Here is a 17,412-nt window from a genome sequence, read left to right as displayed (position 1 = left end):
CCCCGCCAAAATGCCGCCGGAGAATAGCACAGTGAACACCCCGAACTCCCCCGCCGGGAGCGATATTGCTGCACTGCGGAGAGGCTTGCGCCAGGCCGCCATCGCCGCGCGGGAAGCCCTCCCTGCGGAGGCGCGGGCGACCCTCTCGGCCCGCATCGAAGGCCACCTGGATGCCCTGCTGGAAACGCTGGCCCCGCGAACCCTGGCTTTCTGCTGGCCCTGGCGCGGCGAAGTGGACCTGGTGGCCTGGGCAGGGCGCTGGCTGGCCGCCGATCCGCAGCGCCAGGCGGCCCTGCCCGAAGTGACGGAACCGGCGCAGCCGATGCGTTTCCGGCGCTGGCAACCGGGCGACCTCATGGACACGGATCATCACGGCATCCCCGTACCGGCGCACGGCTTGCGGGTGGAGCCGGACGTGATCCTGATCCCCCTCAACGCCTTCGACGCGGCGGGCTACCGGCTGGGCTACGGCGGCGGCTACTTCGACCGCACCCTGGCGGCCCTCGATCCGCCCCCCCTGTGCATCGGCGTGGCCTTCGAACTGGCCCGGACCGACTCCACCCATCCTCAGCCCCACGACCAGCCCATGGACTGGATCGTCACCGAGGCGGGCAGCTTCCGCGCCACGCCAAGCGTCAACGGCTGACCGGGCGCACCCCTTGCAGGGGGCTGCCGAGGATGGCCGCCCGGATCACATCGATGGCCCCGCTGCGGGGATAGGTCACCCGCCAGGCCAGGGCAATGCGCCGGAAGGGCTCCGGCGCGTCGAAGGGACGCACGGTGAGGAGCGAATTGCCGCCGGGAAGGGGGTCGGCGGCGGAGCTGGGCAGCACGGTGATGCCGGCACCGGTGGCCACCATGTGGCGGATGGTCTCCAGGGAGCTGCCTTCCAGGGTGCGCTGCAGGCCCTCGCCGCCACGGCACAGGGGGCACACCTCAAGCACCTGGTCGCGGAAACAGTTGCCGGCGCCAAGCAGCAGCAGCGGCGCGTCGGCCAGGCGGGCGGCCGGAATCGTGTCGTCATCCTCCCAGGCGTGGCCGGCGGGCATCAGCACCCGGAAGGGCTCGTCGTACACCGCCTGGGTGACGATCCCGGGCTCTTCGAAGGGCAGGGCCACCACGATCACGTCCAGGTCGCCGCGCTTGAGGGATTCGGCCAGGCGGGCGGTGTAGTTCTCCTGGATCAGCAGGGGCATGGACGGCGCCGCGGCATGGACCCGGGGAATCAGGTGCGGCAGCAGGTAGGGGCCGATGGTGTAGATCACGCCGAGCTTGAGCGGACCGGACAGGGGGTCGCGCCCCGCGGTGGCCAGCTCCTTGATCTGCCCGGCTTCGAGCAGCACCTTTTCGGCCTGGGCGACGATGCGCGCACCGATATCGGTGATCTTCACATCGGCCGCGCTGCGCTCGAACAGGGTGACCGCCAGTTCGTCCTCGAGCTTCTTGATGGCCACCGACAACGTCGGCTGGCTGACATTGCAGCGCTCTGCCGCGTGGCCGAAGTGACGTTCACGGGCCAGCGCAACGAGATAGCGAAGATCGGTAAGCGTCATCAGGTCGCCCCAGTTAGCAATAGTGATTAACTATACATCCTCATCGCCTAAAGGGCGCATCCGGGCAGGCCGCGATCACGGGGGCTTGCATCCCGCCAAAGCGCCCCCATTTTGTAAGCACTTGTTTAAACACGGAACATGATGCTCCCCGGGAGCGTCAATTTTCAGGCCATCCACTGGAGCAACAGATGAAACCTGTCCTGGTCCGATCGACCTTTGCCTTTTCCGCCCTTGTTCTGGCTCTTGCCGGCTGCCTGCAGGAAGGCGGCGCCATCTCCCCGTCCCATGCCGCCAATGGCGCGCCCGCCAGCGTCGCCCCCCCTCCCCAGACCGCCCCGGCGCCCGCTGCGCCGGCCAGCCGCTACGGGCTGCCCGATTTCTCCGCGCTGGTCGAACAGGTCGGCCCGGCGGTGGTCAATATCAGCGTCACCCAGAAGGTTTCCCGTGGCAGCGGCGCCACGAGCGGGGAAGACCCCTTCGCCGGCGACCCCTTCTATGACTTCCTGCGCCGCTTCGGCGTCCCCGTTCCGGGCATGCCGGGCGGCGGTGGCGGTGGAAATCGCAGCCCGGAACAGCTCCAGCAGGGCGTCGGTTCGGGCTTCATCGTCAGCGCCGACGGCTATGTGCTGACCAACGCCCATGTGGTCGACGGAGCCAGCGAAGTCACCGTGCGCCTCACCGACAAGCGCGAATTCAAGGCCAAGGTGGTGGGCGCCGACAAGCGCACCGACGTGGCCCTGCTGAAGATCGACGCCAACGGCCTGCCCTTCGTGCGGACCGGCGATGCCGAGCGTACCAAGGTCGGCGAATGGGTGGTGGCCATGGGCTCGCCCTTCGGCTTCGAGAACACCGTCACCGCCGGCATCATCAGCGCCAAGGCCCGCCGCCTGCCCGACGAAAACTACGTCCCCTTCATCCAGACCGACGTGGCCATCAACCCGGGCAATTCCGGCGGCCCGCTGTTCAACCTGGCCGGCGAAGTGGTCGGCATCAACTCCCAGATCTACTCCCGCTCGGGGGGCTTCATGGGCATCTCCTTCGCCATCCCCATCGACGTGGCGATGAAGGTGAAGGACCAACTGCAGAAGTACGGCAAGGTCTCGCGCGGCCGCCTGGGCGTGACCATCCAGGGGCTGGATGCCGACCTGGCCCAGAACTTCGGCCTCGACAAGCCGGCCGGCGCGCTGGTTGCCAATGTCGAAGCCGGCTCCCCGGCCGAAAAGGGCGGCCTGCAAGCGGGTGACGTGGTCCTCGGGGTCAACGGCCAGAAGGTGGACAACTCCGCCGATCTGCCACGCATCATCGGCGAACAGAAGCCCGGCACCAGCGTACGCCTGTCGGTCTGGCGCAACCACAAGACCCGCGAGATCACGGTGACCCTGGGCGAGCAGGCCGGTGAGAAGGTTCTCGCCGCCAGCCCCGAGCGCAAGAACGACAGCGCCAGCAACAAGCTGGGCCTGAACGGCCGCGCCCTCACCGGACAGGAAGCCGGCCGCCTCGGCGTTCCCGGCGGGATCGTCGTCGAAGGCAGCAGCGGCCCGGCCGCCAAGGCCGGCCTGCAGAACGGTGACGTCATCCTCGGCATCAACAACCAGGCCATCACCAGCGTCGAACAGTTCCGCAAGCTGCTCGACGACGCCGGCAGCCGCTTTGCGCTGTTAATCCAGCGGGGCAGCAGCCGGATCTTCCTGCCCATCCGGATCAACTGAAAACATCAACCGGAGCCCGTGGTGCCCGCTCCGTGCGGGTACCACGCACGTGCATCAATTCACAATACGGGAGTTAAAGAATACACAGGCAGATCAACATGCAAGCTTTATAATCGCAAGGCCGGGGCGTGGTCGATAACAGGGAAAGCCCCGACTCACCACAACAAAAACTCGTCCGATGCCCTCGCTGTTCTCCCGGCGGTCCTTGCTTACCGCACTTGCGGGCCTTGCATGCACTCATACCGTTTTCGCTGTCGACAGCCAGGCGGGATACAGTGCCGAATCCCCTTTTTTCGAGGATCTCCCGACAGTCCTGTCGGCGTCGCGACTTCCCCAGGTACTCAATGAAGCCCCCGGTGCGGTCACCATCCTCGACCGGCACTTCATCCAGGCAACCGGCTATCGCGATGTGGCGCGCCTGCTGCGTCTGGTGCCGGGCATGCAGATCGGCCAGGAGCGCGGGCACTCCCAGTGGGTCACCTATCACGGCCTGGGCAGCGACTTTCCCACCGAAATCCAGGTACTCGTAGACGGCCGCTCGGTGTATGCCCCCAGCTCCTTCGGTGGCGTCGATTGGTCGTCCCTGCCCCTGACCATCGACGAGATCGAGCGCATCGAGGTCGTGCGCGGCACCAACTCCAATGCCTACGGCGCCAACGCGTTCCTCGGCGTGATCAACATCATCACCCGCCACAGCCACCAGGAACGCGGCGCCTCCGGCCAGATCAACGCCGGCAATCACGGTATCGCCGACATCCGCGCCAGCTGGACCGGCGGCAGTGACGACCTGGGTGTGCGCCTCTCGGCAGGGCAGATCCGCGACAACGGCTTCAGCCGCGTAAACGACTCACGTGTCAGCCAGACCCTCAGCCTGCGCAGTGACTACCGCCTCAACACCCGTGACGAGCTCACCCTGCGCGCCGGCTACAACCGCCTCGAACGCGGCATGGGCTACCCCGATTCGATCTACAACAACAACGGGGAGCGCACCGCCGGCGCGGAATCCAGCACCATCCATCTCACCTGGCGGCGTACCCTGAGCCACGAGGAAGAGTGGCTGGTCAGCCTCTACCGCAACCACGAATCCAACATTGACCGGTGGACGGCCAGCTCGCCCGCCTTCCCCAATGTGCCCCTCAACCGCAACCGTGCCAGTGACCGCACCAACATCGAACTGCAGCACCGCTTTGCCCTCAATACCCAGGCGCGGCTGGTGTGGGGCCTGGAGGGGCGGCGCGACGAGTCGGACGCCCCCTTCCTGTTTGCCGGCACCAGGCCGCCGAGCATGAGCATGTACCGGGCCTTCTCCAACCTGGACTGGCACCTGACCCCGGCCTGGCAGCTCAACCTCGGCGGGCTCCTCGAGAAGAACGGCGACATCGCCGCCCAATTCATCCCGCGGGCCTTCGTCAATTGGCAAGCCAGCCCCACGGACACCTTCCGGGCCGGCTACGCCCGGGCCTGGCAGCAGCGCAACATGTTCGACATCCACGGGGACGTGCGTGCCTACGCGCCCAACACCGACCCCCGGAGCAGCGCCCCCATCGCCTGGCCGTATGTCCCGAATCCCGACCTGCGCACCCCCTCGGTAGACACCGTGGAAGTGGGCTATCTGGGGCGTTTCCCGGGCATCGACGCGACCCTCGATGTGCGGATCTTCAACGAGCACATCCGCAACTTCGTGGTCCGCCGCAACATCCCTTCGCCCATAGGCCCCCTGGCCCTGAGCGCCCTGCCCTCATCCCAGTTCGTCAACCTGGATTCGCCGGTGGTCCTGCGCGGCCTCGAGTACCAGTTCCGCACCAAGCCCCGGGCCGGCACCGAGATCCTCTTCAGCCACAGCCTGATCGACCGCCACACCGACGAGCCCGAGGTGGCCAAGCGCACGGCCCCCTACTCGGCCAGCCTGACCTGGCTGCAGGACTACGGCAGCGGCTGGAAGAGCACCGCCAGCATCCTGCGCATGGGCTCCCTGGCCGGCGGCTATGGTTACGTACCGGGCTGCGATTACACCTCGCCGGCCTATACCAGCCTTGATCTACGCATCGCCAAGGCTTTTCAGGTGGACGGCCGGCGGGTGGAAATGGCGATCAACGGCATCAACCTGGGCGAACGTCACCAGGAAATCGCCGATCGCTCCGAACAGTGCCTGCCGGTGCACCTCAACAGGCCGGTCAACCCGGCCTCCAGCATGGTCTGGCTGTCCCTGGGCATAGAGCTCTAGGCCCGTCGCCCAGGGCGCCAGCCTCGGCGCCTCAGACGCTGTCCGAGCCGACCGTCTTGCGGATGAACACCGCTCTCTGGATTTCCGTCACCCACACCAGGCCGTCGCCGGTCTGCCCGGTGCTGGCCACCTGGACGATCTGATCGACCAGCGTATCGGTCATGTCGTCGGGCGCGATGATCTCTATCCGCACCTTGTCGGTAAAGTCGGTGAGCACCTCACGGATGGTATTGGGCGTATGCCGGGAGGTGGCACCACAACCTGCCACCTTGCTGATCGTCATGCCCGGGAAGCCCGGAATGGCCCGCAGCACCTCGCGCAGGCGGGGCAGCTTCTGGGGGCGGATGACAGCGCGAATTTCCTTCATGTGCATTCCTTCATTCAGGGACGGGCCGCCGTCTGCGGCGGCCCGTCCGGCGGTGATCAGGCTTCGTAGGGGGTGTCGTCGAACCACTTGTAGAGGGTCGGCAACACCACGAGGGTCAGCAACGTGGAGGTGATCAGGCCGCCGATCACCACGATGGCGAGGGGGCGCTGCACCTCGGAGCCCGGCCCGGTGGCAAACAGGAAGGGGATAAGTGCCAGCAGGGCCACTGTCGCAGTCATCATCACCGGGCGGAAGCGCACAGTCGCCCCCTGCACCACGGCCTGGACCACGGGCATGCCCTCGGTGCGCAGGCTTCGGATGTAGCTCACCAGCACCACCCCGTTGAGCACCGCGATGCCCCACAGGGCGATGAAGCCCACCGACGCCGGCACCGACAGGTATTCGCCCGAGAACAACAAGCCGAGCACACCGCCCACGCTGGCAAAGGGCAGCACCAGGATGATCAGGCTGGCCAGCTTGAGCGACCCGAACAGCAGGAAGAGCAGGAAGAAGATCGCCGCCACCGTCACCGGGATGATGATGGTCAGGTGGCCCATGGCCCGCTCCAGGTTCTGGAACTGGCCGCCCCACTCCAGATAGTAGCCGTCCTTCAGCTCCACCTTGGACTCGACCGTCTTCTGCAGCTCGGCCACGAAGCCGCCCAGGTCACGGTCCTTCACGTTGATGGCCACCACCACCCGGCGTTTGGCCAGCTCGCGGGAGATCTGCGCCGGACCATCCACGATCTGGATGTGGGCCAGGTTCTCCAGGGCCACCTGCACGCCACCGGGCGCATTCACCAGGATGTTGCCGATCTTCTCCACGTTGTCGCGGAAGCTCTCGGGCAGGCGCACCACCGACGCAAAGCGCCGTTCGCCCTCGTACACCTCGGTGGCCTGCTTGCCGCCGATGGCGGCCTCGATCACGTCATTCACATCCGACACATTCAGGCCGTGGCGGGCGATGGCGCTGCGATCGATCTCGATGGACAGATACTGCTGACCGGTCACCCGCTCGACGCGAATGTCGGTGGCGCCGGTGATGCCCGATGCCACCCGGGCAATCTCCTCGGCCTTCTTCTTGAGCAGTTCCAGGTCGTCACCGAAAACCTTCACCGCCACGTCGGAACGCACCCCGGTGACCATCTCGTCCACCCGGTCGGAGATGGGCTGGGCCATCACCACCTGGGCCCCCGGCAGCACCTTGAGCTTCTCGCGCATGGCGTCGGCGATGGTGTCCTGGGTCCAGCCAGCGGGCCATTCCTCTCGCGGCTTGAGGCTGACGATGGGGGTGGACTCGTTCTGGCCCTGGGGGTCGGCCGGCGACTCGCCACGACCCACGCCGGAGATCGCCGATTTGACGCCCGGCACTTCCATCACCAGCTTCATCGCCTGCATTTCCATCTTGATGGACTCATCCAGGGAGATGTTGGGCACCCGGTTGATGCCCGGCACCACCGAGCCTTCCTTCATCTCGGGGATGAAGGCCGTGCCCAGGAAGGGGAACATGCCCAGGGTCGCCACCAGCAGCACCACACCACCCACCACCGTCTTGCGGCTGTTGGCCACCGACCAGTGGAGCATCTTGAGATAGGGCGCCTTGATCTTGGCGATCAGCCAGGTGTCGTGCTCCGCACCGCCCTTGAGCAGGTAGGAGGAGAGCACCGGCGTCAGCGTGAGGGACAGGAACAGGGACGCCGCCAGCGCAATGGCAATGGTGTAGGCCAGGGGCGCGAACATCTTGCCCTCCATGCCCTGCAGGGTCATCAGGGGCAGAAACACCAGGATGATGATGCCGACCCCGAAGATCACCGGCGTGGCCACCTCCTGCACCGCGTCGAAGATGACGCGCACCTTGCTCTCCCCCTCGCCCACATGGCCCAGGCGCGCAAAGGCGTTCTCCACCACCACCACCGAACCGTCCACCATCAGGCCGATGGCGATGGCCAGGCCCCCCAGGGACATCAGGTTGGCCGAGATACCGTAGTGGTTCATGGCCATGAAGGTGAGCAGCGGCGTCAGCACCAGCGTAGCCACCACGATCAGGCTCGAACGCACATCCCCCAGGAACAGGAAGAGCACCACCACCACCAGCGCGATGCCCTCCAGCAGCACCTTGATCACCGTCCACAGAGCCGCATCCACCAGCTCGGAGCGATCGTAGTAGGGCACGATCTTCAGGCCATCGGGCAGCATGCCCTTGTCGTTGATCTCGGCCACCCGGGTCTTGATGCGGCTGACCACCTCCTTGGCGTTGCCGCCCCGGAGCATCATGACGATGCCGCCCACCGATTCGGTGACACCGTTCTTCACCACCGCGCCCTGACGCACCTCGTGCCCGAAGGTCACCTCGGCCACGTCGCGGATGTACACCGGCGTACCGCCCACCTCCTTGAGCACGATGGAGCCGATGTCACCCAGGCTCTTCACCAGGCCGATACCACGGATCAGGTATTGCTCGGAGTACTGGGGTAGCACGCCGCCACCGGAGTTGGCGTTGTTGCGGGCCACCGCCTCATAGACATCGCGCACCGTCAGGTGATGGTGACGCAGGCGGTCCGGGTTCACCAGCACCTGGTACTGGCGAGCATAGCCCCCCTGGGAGTTGATCTCCGCCACCCCGGGAATGGAGCGCAGCAGCGGTCGCACCACCCAGTCCTGGACGATGCGCCTCTCGGTCAGCTCCTTCTCGGTGAGCTTGCGGTCACCGTCATCAGGGTGGTCGAGGGTGTATTGATAAACCTCACCCAGGCCCGTGGACACGGGCCCCAGCACCGGCACCACGCCCTCGGGCATGCGGCTGCCCACCTCCAGCAGGCGCTCCATGACCAGCTGGCGGGCAAAGTACACATCGGTAGCGTCGGTGAACACCAGGGTGATCAGGGACAGGCCGGGCTTGTTGAGGGAGCGCATCTCCTCCAGCCCGGGCAGGCCGGTCATGGAGATCTCCAGGGGCACGGTGACAAAGCGCTCCACTTCCTCGGGGGAACGCCCCTTGGCCTCGGTGGCGATCTGCACCTGCACGTTGGTCACGTCGGGAAAGGCGTCCACCGACAGCTTGCGCGCGGCATTCATGCCGAACGCCAGCAGCACGACGGCCACCACCACCACCACCAGACGCTGCTGGAGGGCGGCTCGGACTAATGATTGGATCATGGCCGGTCCTTACTCCAGTTCCTTGCGCTTGCGCTCGTTGTTCAGGTGAAAGGCACCCTCAACGAGAATCGGCTGTTCAGGCTTGAGCCCCGACAGGACGGCCCGCTTGCCCTCCATGTCCGGCCCCAGACGCACCGGCGTCAGGCGGAACTGCCCCTTGGCCACCTCGACGAACACATTGTCGGCGTCGCCATCGCGCACCACGGCCTGGGCCGGCACCACCACCCGTTCCACCGGCGCAGCCTGGATCAGCATGGTGGCCAGCATGGCCGGCTTGAGCTGGCGGCTGGCGTTATCCACCACGCTGCGCACGGTGATCGTGCGGGTTTCGGGGTTAACCGTATCGGCCACGTAGATCAGCTTGCCGGTCAGGCGCGAACCCAGCGCCGGCACCTCGATATCCACCGTCTGCCCCGATTTCACCAGGGCGCCCTGCTGCTCCGGCACCTCGGCCGTGACCCACACCCGGGACAGATCGGCCACCACATACAAGGCATCGGCCGGCTGAACCACCTGGCCCGGCGCCACCTGGCGCTCGACCACGGTACCCGCCATGGTGGACGCCACCGAGGTCACCGAGTTGATGGCGCCCGTGGTGCCGAGCTTGTTGATGGCCCCGGACGACATGCCGAGCACCCGCAGCTGGTCGGCCGCACCACGCTGCTCCGCCGAGGCGATCGACAGCTCGCTCTCCCGGCGCTGCAACTCGGCCTTGCCGATCACGTCCGCGGCAAACAACTGGCGCGCGCGCTCGACGCTGCGCGCCTGCAGGTCGGCCTGGGCGCGGGCCTTGAGATAGGTGAGCTGGGCCTCACCCAGCTCGGTACTGTTGATCACCGCCAGGGAGTCCCCGACGCGGACCTGCTGGCCCAGATGGGCCTGGATCTCGATGACCCGACCGGTCACGGTGGCCCCGATGCGGGTCACCCTGGCCTGGTCGAAGTCCACCTTGCCGGCCACCCGCAGGGTGTCGGAAACCTGGGTGTTGCCGGCCGAAGTGACCTTGATCGGCGCACCAAAATTGGGCGGAACGGTGACCAGCAGCGGATCGGGCGGTGCCACGCTGACCGCGTCACCCGTCCCCTCGCTGAGGGTGGTGGCGGTCTGCTCGGCCGCGGCGGGCTTGCCCGCGGGTTTTTGGGCGTCCTTGCACCCGGCAAGGACAAGGGCGGCCATCAGCATGGCCAGGGTAGTCGGTCGTAGCTTCATGGGGAGATTCCGGATCATTGGGCAGCGCGCAGGCGCTCGATTTCGATGACGGCCAGCTGCAGCTCGTAGCGGGCGGCGATGAGTTCGTTGCGGGCGGCGCGGAAGACGCGCTGGGCATCCAGGTAATCCAGGATGCCGCGCTCGCCGAAGCGGTAGGCCGCCTCGGCCACCTTCAGGGCGGCCTCGGCTTCGCGCAGGATGCCGTTCTCCAGGGCGTTCACCTGGTTGCGGGCGATTTCGTAGTGGCGATAGGAGGCCTCCAAGGCCTGCAGCAAGGTCAGCTCCTGGCTGTCCCGGTCGCTGCGGCTCTTCTGCAGCAGGGCACCGGCTTCGGCCACCTGGCCGCGACGCTGGTCCCACAGGGGCACGGTGGCCAGCAAGCCGATGCGGGTGTTGCGCAGCTCCACGTCCCGGTCCTCGGCCACTTTCACGGCCAGCTCGGGATGGCGGCGCAGACGCTCCAGCTCCAGCTGACGCTCGGCACGCTGCACCTCGGCCCGGGCCCGGGCCAGCTCCGGGTTGCGGGCCACCACCTCGGTGCGCAACGCCTCAAGGGCCGGCACCGCCGGCGCACTGGCCAGGGTCCCGTCCACCTCGAACTCCGCCGGCAGGGACGGCCCCACCAGGCTGCGCAGGGCGGCGCGGGCCTGGGCAACCCGCAGGATGGCGCTCTCGGAGCTTTTCTGGGCATTGAGCAGCTCGGTATCGGCCTTGATCAGCTCGTAACGCGGCGCCTCGCCGGTCTGCACGCGCACGGCCACCCGGGCCCGGATCTGCTCGGCCAGGCTGAGATCTTCCGTGGTGGCACGCTGCTCCGCCTGGCGCCGCAGCAGATCAAAGAAGCGCTGGTCGAGGCGGGCCAGCAGGTCCACCTCGAAACTGCGCCCTTCTGCCTGACGCGCCTCCAGCCCGAAGGTGGCGGCGTCGATGCGCGCCTCCCGCTGCCACGGGTTGTCGATGCGCTGGCTGAGGGACAGGCTCTGGGCGCCGCCGGTGGCCACGCCGGGCACCCGGGCCTGGGTACGCCCGGCCAGGAATTCGACCTCGGGGTTGGGGTAGGCCCCGGCGCTGGTGATCTGCGCCCGGCCTGCTTCGACCATGGCGCGGGCTGCCTGCAGGGATGGATGGCTGGCGCGCGCGGCATCGCGCAGGGCCTGGAGCTTGTAGGGTTCGGTGCCCGGCGGCGCGGCCAGGGCAGGCAAAATCGTCGCAACAAGGGCGACAGCCAGGGAAAGCTTCCTGAACATGGAAATCCTTCAGCGATTCTTCAACGCTGTTATTCAAATCGTGGGACGGCAAGGCCGGAGGGCGGCCCGCCGCAACCAAAGCACAGCCCCGCGGAGGGGCGTTCTGCTCAGGCCAGCCTGGGGGGCGGTGAAGTCTGCTTGGGGATCACCGAACGCCACATCGGGTGGGCATGATTCGGAGGGTCAGAGGGCAGGAAGCGGATCCGGGGGGACGCCTTGCAGGCAAGGGCCGGGCAATCAAGGGGATCGAGACTGCTGAGGTCGAATTTCTCTTCCGCCGCTGGATCAAGGGTCTGGACCTGTTCGGCCAGATCAGCCGCAGCATGGTAATTGTCGACAGCCATGGAGCTGCCCGCCCACAGGAGGACGAGACAGGCCAGCGTGAAGGAGAGGCTTCGACGGATCAGGTGCATTGCAGCAATGAAGACCGCCCACGGCTTGTCGAGTTCCGCATTCACTTACGATTAAGAAGGCGGCCGACGGCGGGAGGCGTGACTATAATCGCACTTTTTTCGCTTGTGCATCCCACCATGCTGCATCGCATCATCCTGTTTCTGCTGCTCCTGCCCTCCCTCGCCTTTGCCCAGATGACCCCACCGACGGTCGCCGCGCGGGCCTGGGTGCTCCTCGACGTGGGCTCCGGCCAGGTGCTCACCGCCGAGAAGCCCGACCAGCGCATCGAGCCCGCCTCGCTGACCAAGCTGATGACGGCCTACCTGGCCTTCTCGGCAGTCAAGAACAAGACCCTGAGCCTCGAGCAGACCGTCCCGGTGTCCGAAAAGGCCTGGAAGGTGCCCGGCTCCAAGATGTTCATCGAGCCCCTCAAGCCCGTCACCGTGAACGAGCTGCTCCACGGCATGATCGTCCAGTCCGGCAACGACGCCTGCGTGGCCCTGGCCGAAGCCATCGCCGGCTCGGAAGAGAACTTCGCCCAGCTGATGAACAAGGAAGCCGCCCGGCTGGGCATGAAGAACACCCACTTCGAGAACGCCACCGGCCTGCCCCACCCCTCACACCTCACCTCGGTGCGCGACCTGTCCATCCTGGCCACGGCCATCATTCGCGACTTCCCCGAGTTCTACCCCATTTATTCCATCAAGGAATACACCTACAACAAGATCAAGCAGCCCAACCGCAACCGCCTGCTCTTCATCGACCCCACCGTCGACGGGGTCAAGACCGGCCACACCGACAGCGCCGGCTACTGCCTGATCGCCTCGGCCAAGCGCAATGACCGCCGCCTGGTGTCCGTGGTGGTGGGCACCACCAGCGACAGCGTGCGCGCCCAGGAATCCCAGAAGCTCCTCAACTGGGGCTACCTGGCCTTCGATACCGTCAAGGTCTACAGCGCCAATCAGGCGGTGAACGAGTTCCGCATCTGGAAGGGCAAGGAGAACACCGTCAAGGCCGGCTTCCTGAACGATTTCGTGCTGTCGCTGCCCAAGGGCGACGCGGAGAAACTCAAGGCCAACGTGGTCAGCCAGCAGCCCCTGATGGCCCCGGTGACCAAGGGCCAGACCGTCGGCACCCTGCAGTTGAGCCTCAACGACAAGCCGGTCGGTGACTACCCCATCGTGGCCCTCGACGACATCCCCGAAGCCGGCTGGTTCGGCCGCCTGTGGGACGCCATCCGCCTGTGGTTCAAGAACCTCTGAGGAGCGTATCCGGATGACTGACGAACGCACCACCCTGCTCGAATTTCCCTGCGAATTCCCCATCAAGATCATGGGCGCAAGGGTGGATGCCTTTGCCCAGACGGTGATCGAGGTGGTGCTGCGCCATGCTCCCGACTTCGATCCCGCCACGGTGCAGATGCGCCCCTCGGCCAAAGGCAACTACCTGGCCATCACCTGCACCCTCAACGCCACTTCCAAGGCCCAGCTCGATGCGCTCTACATGGAGCTGTCGTCCCACCCCATGGTGAAGGTCGTCCTGTGATCGTCCGTCACCTGGGCATCGCGCCCTACGAGCCCACCTGGCGCGCCATGCAGGAATTCACCGCCAGCCGCGACGCGTCCACCCCGGACGAGCTGTGGCTGGTGCAGCACCCCCCTGTGTACACCCTCGGCCAGGCCGGCAAACCCGAGCACCTGCTCCACGTCACCGAGATCCCCCTGGTCAAGATCGACCGGGGCGGCCAGATCACCTACCACGGCCCCGGCCAGGTGGTGGCCTATCTGCTCCTCGACCTGCACCGGCGTCACCTCAAGGTGCGCGAGATGGTGCAACTGCTGGAGCAGGCCCTGATCGACTGCATCGCCGACTACGGCCTCGACGCCCGCCGCAAGGACGGCGCCCCGGGGGTCTATATCGACGGAGACAAGGTCGCGGCCCTTGGCCTGCGGGTCCGCAACGGCTGCAGCTACCACGGACTGTCCCTCAATGTCGATATGGACTTGACACCATTTACGTGGATCAATCCCTGCGGCTATAGTGGGCTCAAGACCATACAACTCAAGGACTTCGGTGTGACTGAAGGCCCCGATGAAGTCACCGAACGACTCCTCGGCCACCTCCGGCGACATTTTCCCGACGTCCCTCCCACCGCCTGACCAAAGGACGACAGCCCCCATGGATACCGAGAGCCGCAAGCAGCGCGGCGCCGCCAAGACCGCCCGCATCCCCATCAAGATCGTTCCCGCCGAACGCCTCAAGAAACCCGACTGGATCCGCATCAAGCTGGGCGCCGGCGTCGAGGTCGAGCGCTTCAACGAGATCAAGGACACCCTGCGCGAGCACAAGCTCCACACCGTCTGCGAAGAAGCCTCCTGCCCCAACATCCACGAGTGCTTCGGCAAGGGCACGGCCACCTTCATGATCATGGGTGACATCTGCACCCGCCGCTGCCCCTTCTGCGACGTGGGCCACGGCCGCCCCGAGCCGCTGGACGTAAACGAGCCGGCCAACCTGGCCAAGACCATCGCCGCGATGCGCCTCAACTACGTGGTGATCACCAGCGTTGACCGGGACGACCTCCGCGACGGTGGCGCCGACCACTTCGTGCAATGCATCAGCGCCACCCGCGAGGCCAGCCCCAAGACCACCATCGAGGTGCTGGTGCCCGACTTCCGCGGCCGCATGGAGATCGCCCTGGACATCTTCGACCAGGCTCCGCCGGACGTGATGAACCACAACCTCGAAACCGTGCCGCGCCTCTACAAGCAGGCCCGCCCGGGGTCCGACTACGCCTACTCGCTGGAGCTGCTCAAGCAGTTCAAGGCCCGTCACCCGGAGGTCAACACCAAGTCCGGCCTGATGGTCGGCTTGGGCGAAACCGATGACGAGATCCTCGAAGTGATGCGCGACATGCGTGCCCACAATGTGGACATGCTCACCATCGGCCAGTATCTGCAGCCCTCCGGCGGCCACCTGCCGGTGCTGCGCTACGTGCATCCCGACACCTTCAAGATGTTCGAGACCGAAGCCCTGGCGATGGGCTTCAAAAACGCCGCCTGCGGCCCCATGGTGCGCTCCAGCTACTGGGCCGACCAGCAGGCCCACGGCGCCGGGGTGGTCTGACCGGGCACACCTGCCACGGCCCGGGCACACCGGGCCCGGCAGGCCGCTCAGTGCTGGCGCAGGCTGCCGAGCAGGCCTTTCTTGATGGCGATGGTGGTGGGCCGGTTGAAGCGCGCCGGCAAGCGCCCGGGCTTGAACCAGCCGAAATTTGAATGTTCCCGGTTGAGGCGCGGCGCCACCTCGCGCTCGAGCCGCAGCAGGTAGTAATGCAGCTCCCGGTCGCCACAGCGATGCCGGCCCTGGCCGAGCTTCACCAACTGCTTCTCCTTGACCCGCAGGCCGGCCTCCTCGACCAGTTCGCGCAGCAGCGCCGTGCGGGGCGACTCGCCCCGGTCGACCCGGCCACCGAAGAAATTCCACGCCCCCCCGTTGTTCACCACGCTGGAACGCTTGCCGAGCAGCACCTTTCCGGTGTCGGCGCACTGGATGATGGCCCACACGCCAGCCTTGCGTAAGGGAGAGTTGAAACGTTCCTTTGCCATGGGACGGGGATGATCCGGGGGGTCAGTCAAACCGGGCGGAGCCATGCTCGCGAGCCCGGGCGTATGCCTGCTTTATATCGGTATTACGTTTCAGGAAGCTTACGGCCACGCCAGACCGGCTTCCAGCAGGCGCTTTTATACTACCCCCGGATTTTTTTATGCAAGGCCGGAATGCACGCGGCACGTCTCGCAGGCCCTCTCCGGACTCACCAGATCTCGACGGTACCCCGCTCGAAACGCAGGGATGTCCCCACGGCGTCGATGCGGAAGCGCTCCACGATATCGGCCAGGCGCCGCGAAAAATCGCGGCTGGTGTCGGCGGCGTTCTTGGTGTGGGACGCCGCCGCGTGGGCCTGCTCCAGCAGGGTGTCGATCATCCCGATCTGATCGACGATCTCGCTGCTCGAGCCCTGCCCCACGTCCACGATGCGGATGATCTCGCCGACCACATCCACCACCTGGTTGGCCGAGCAGACGATGCGCTCGATGGCCTCGCCGGCGGTGCGCGCCAGGACCGTGCTCTGGTTCATCTCGCCGGTCACCAGCTTCATCAGCTCCGCCGACTCGCCCGACGCCACCTGGATGGCCTGCATGCGCAAGCTGATGTGTGCCGTCGCCCCGGCCGCGCGCTCCGCCAGCAGTCGCACCTCGTCAGCCACCACCGAAAAGCCCCGCCCGGCATCGCCGGCACGGGCCGCCTCGATGGCCGCATTGAGGGCCAGCAGATTGGTCTGATCGGCGATCTTCCGGATCTCCGCCACCACGCCCTCGATCTCGGTGATCTGCGCGGCAAGGGAGAACACCTGATCGGCCGCCGTATCGACGCGACCGGAGAGGACGCTGATCTGCTCCGCAGTGTCCTGAATGATCGCGCTGCGGCTGCTGGCGGTCTGCCCCGAGGCCTCGGTGATCCGCCCTGCCTCCCGGGAGCCCCGATCAATCTCCCGGATATGGGCCTGGATGGACGCGACGGCCTGCTGGATGCGCTTGGAAGAGGCACTGCCCTCCGAGGCGATTCGCGCCACCACCGCAGCCGACTGATGCATTTCCACCGAGGCGGTCTCGTTGCTGCGGATGATCCCGACCATCGCCCCCAGGCTCGCCTGCAGCGTGCCGATCAGGCCGTTGAAGGCCTGCACCGCCTGCCCGATCTCGTCCTGACGCTGGACGGACACCCGCTGGGTGAAGTCGAGGGAGTCGGCAATGCGGGCCATCGTGGCCTCCATCGCCCGCAGGGGCGTGATGATGTTGCGGTACAGCCGGATCATCAGCCCGCCCAGCACCAGCACGCTCACGAACACCGCACCACCGAGAAACCACAGGGTCTGGGTCAGGCCGTCCCGCATCTGTGCCGCAGACTGATCCTTGCTGCGCCGTTTCTCGATCAGCAGCGTCTCCAGGATCTGCTGCAGCTCCTGCTGGTAGGGCGCCACATTGGCATAGAGGCTGGCCTCGGCCAGGGCATGCTGGCCAGCCCCGCTGAGCGCCACCGTATCGGCCATGGCCGCCACGTAGTGGTCCAGGCTCTCGGCGGCCTGCTGCAACAGGCCCGCCTCCGCCCGGGACGGGGAGGCCACCGCCAGGGCGCTCAGGCCCGCCTGGAGACGGGCCTGCTGGGCCTTCAAACGCTCCCCGCCCTGGGGCGCCGCACCCACACGGGCCGCCGAAACCCGCTCAATCAGGTCGAGCTGCAGTTGCTTGAGATCGGCCCGCAGGTCTGCCGCGGCCAGCGCCGCGGGCACCGCGTCATTGGTCAGGCTGTGCATCGCGCCGAAGTTGGCACGGAACTGACTTCCCCCCACCCCGGCGATGACCAGCAGCAGCGCTAAGGAGAAGGAGGCAAGCAGGGCGAGGTCGCGTCGGATGCTCATGGGTGGGTCTTCCTGGTGATGATGGCCGGGGGCCGTTGATGCACCGCAACAACGACCTCCGCTTATCGACCCCGGC

At 66.6% G+C, this 17,412-nt stretch carries 15 protein-coding genes; 7 read left to right on the top strand and 8 right to left on the bottom strand.

Annotated elements, in window-relative coordinates:
- The first annotated feature begins 31 nt into the window (after nt 1-31).
- Entirely contained in the window at nt 32-646 is a 615-nt protein-coding gene (locus L6Q67_RS14145) for a 5-formyltetrahydrofolate cyclo-ligase (RefSeq protein ID WP_296570468.1), read from the top strand.
- On the opposite strand, the gene L6Q67_RS14140 is transcribed toward L6Q67_RS14145, so the two are convergent.
- The gene (locus tag L6Q67_RS14140) at nt 636-1,553 is read right to left on the bottom strand and encodes a hydrogen peroxide-inducible genes activator (RefSeq protein WP_296570465.1); all 918 of its coding nucleotides are present in this window, start codon (nt 1,551-1,553) and stop codon (nt 636-638) included. The genes L6Q67_RS14145 and L6Q67_RS14140 overlap by 11 nt on opposite strands.
- Nucleotides 1,554-1,741: 188 nt before the next feature.
- Here L6Q67_RS14140 and L6Q67_RS14135 point away from each other — a divergent pair, with 188 nt between their 5' ends.
- Complete coding sequence (locus tag L6Q67_RS14135) at nt 1,742-3,262, top strand: DegQ family serine endoprotease (protein WP_296570463.1); 1,521 nt, start codon at nt 1,742-1,744, stop codon at nt 3,260-3,262.
- A 205-nt stretch (nt 3,263-3,467) separates the two neighbouring features.
- Nucleotides 3,468-5,486 (top strand): TonB-dependent siderophore receptor, encoded by a 2,019-nt coding sequence (locus tag L6Q67_RS14130; protein ID WP_296570461.1) that lies wholly within the window; start codon nt 3,468-3,470, stop codon nt 5,484-5,486.
- Nucleotides 5,487-5,517: 31 nt separating this feature from the next.
- On the opposite strand, the gene L6Q67_RS14125 is transcribed toward L6Q67_RS14130, so the two are convergent.
- The 5 genes from L6Q67_RS14125 to L6Q67_RS14105 form a co-directional block, all read right to left on the bottom strand.
- Complete coding sequence (locus L6Q67_RS14125) at nt 5,518-5,853, bottom strand: P-II family nitrogen regulator (RefSeq protein ID WP_296570458.1); 336 nt, start codon at nt 5,851-5,853, stop codon at nt 5,518-5,520.
- A gap of 56 nt (nt 5,854-5,909) precedes the next feature.
- The gene (locus tag L6Q67_RS14120) at nt 5,910-9,008 is read right to left on the bottom strand and encodes a CusA/CzcA family heavy metal efflux RND transporter (protein ID WP_296570456.1); all 3,099 of its coding nucleotides are present in this window, start codon (nt 9,006-9,008) and stop codon (nt 5,910-5,912) included.
- 9 nt (nt 9,009-9,017) lie between these two features.
- On the bottom strand, nt 9,018-10,217 hold the full coding sequence (locus L6Q67_RS14115) for an efflux RND transporter periplasmic adaptor subunit (protein WP_296570452.1): 1,200 nt from the start codon (nt 10,215-10,217) through the stop codon (nt 9,018-9,020).
- Nucleotides 10,218-10,231: 14 nt separating this feature from the next.
- Nucleotides 10,232-11,464 (bottom strand): TolC family protein, encoded by a 1,233-nt coding sequence (locus L6Q67_RS14110; RefSeq protein ID WP_296570450.1) that lies wholly within the window; start codon nt 11,462-11,464, stop codon nt 10,232-10,234.
- A gap of 107 nt (nt 11,465-11,571) precedes the next feature.
- Nucleotides 11,572-11,922, bottom strand: a complete 351-nt coding sequence (locus tag L6Q67_RS14105; protein ID WP_296570447.1) for a hypothetical protein — start codon at nt 11,920-11,922, stop codon at nt 11,572-11,574.
- Between the two features lie 72 nt (nt 11,923-11,994).
- Between L6Q67_RS14105 and L6Q67_RS14100 the strand changes: the two genes are divergently transcribed.
- Genes L6Q67_RS14100 through lipA form a run of 4 tightly spaced genes read left to right on the top strand, consistent with a single transcriptional unit; the run spans nt 11,995 to nt 14,983 of the window.
- A complete protein-coding gene (locus L6Q67_RS14100) occupies nt 11,995-13,119 on the top strand; it encodes a D-alanyl-D-alanine carboxypeptidase family protein (RefSeq protein ID WP_296570444.1) in 1,125 nt (374 codons plus the stop codon).
- 13 nt (nt 13,120-13,132) lie between these two features.
- Nucleotides 13,133-13,402, top strand: a complete 270-nt coding sequence (locus tag L6Q67_RS14095; RefSeq protein ID WP_296570441.1) for a DUF493 domain-containing protein — start codon at nt 13,133-13,135, stop codon at nt 13,400-13,402.
- Nucleotides 13,399-14,016, top strand: coding sequence for a lipoyl(octanoyl) transferase LipB (gene lipB, locus L6Q67_RS14090; RefSeq protein ID WP_296570439.1), 618 nt, complete (start codon nt 13,399-13,401; stop codon nt 14,014-14,016). The genes L6Q67_RS14095 and lipB overlap by 4 nt, the downstream gene beginning before the upstream one ends.
- 19 nt (nt 14,017-14,035) lie before the next feature.
- Nucleotides 14,036-14,983, top strand: coding sequence for a lipoyl synthase (gene lipA, locus L6Q67_RS14085; RefSeq protein ID WP_296570435.1), 948 nt, complete (start codon nt 14,036-14,038; stop codon nt 14,981-14,983).
- A gap of 47 nt (nt 14,984-15,030) precedes the next feature.
- Here lipA and L6Q67_RS14080 read toward each other — a convergent pair whose 3' ends face one another.
- Complete coding sequence (locus L6Q67_RS14080) at nt 15,031-15,465, bottom strand: NUDIX hydrolase (protein ID WP_296570405.1); 435 nt, start codon at nt 15,463-15,465, stop codon at nt 15,031-15,033.
- A 206-nt stretch (nt 15,466-15,671) separates the two neighbouring features.
- Nucleotides 15,672-17,336 (bottom strand): methyl-accepting chemotaxis protein, encoded by a 1,665-nt coding sequence (locus L6Q67_RS14075; RefSeq protein WP_296570403.1) that lies wholly within the window; start codon nt 17,334-17,336, stop codon nt 15,672-15,674.
- Between the last annotated feature and the right edge of the window lie 76 nt (nt 17,337-17,412).

This window comes from Zoogloea sp. (assembly GCF_023150065.1).
Taxonomy (GTDB): domain Bacteria; phylum Pseudomonadota; class Gammaproteobacteria; order Burkholderiales; family Rhodocyclaceae; genus Zoogloea.
This window is presented reverse-complemented; position numbering and strand designations above follow the sequence as displayed.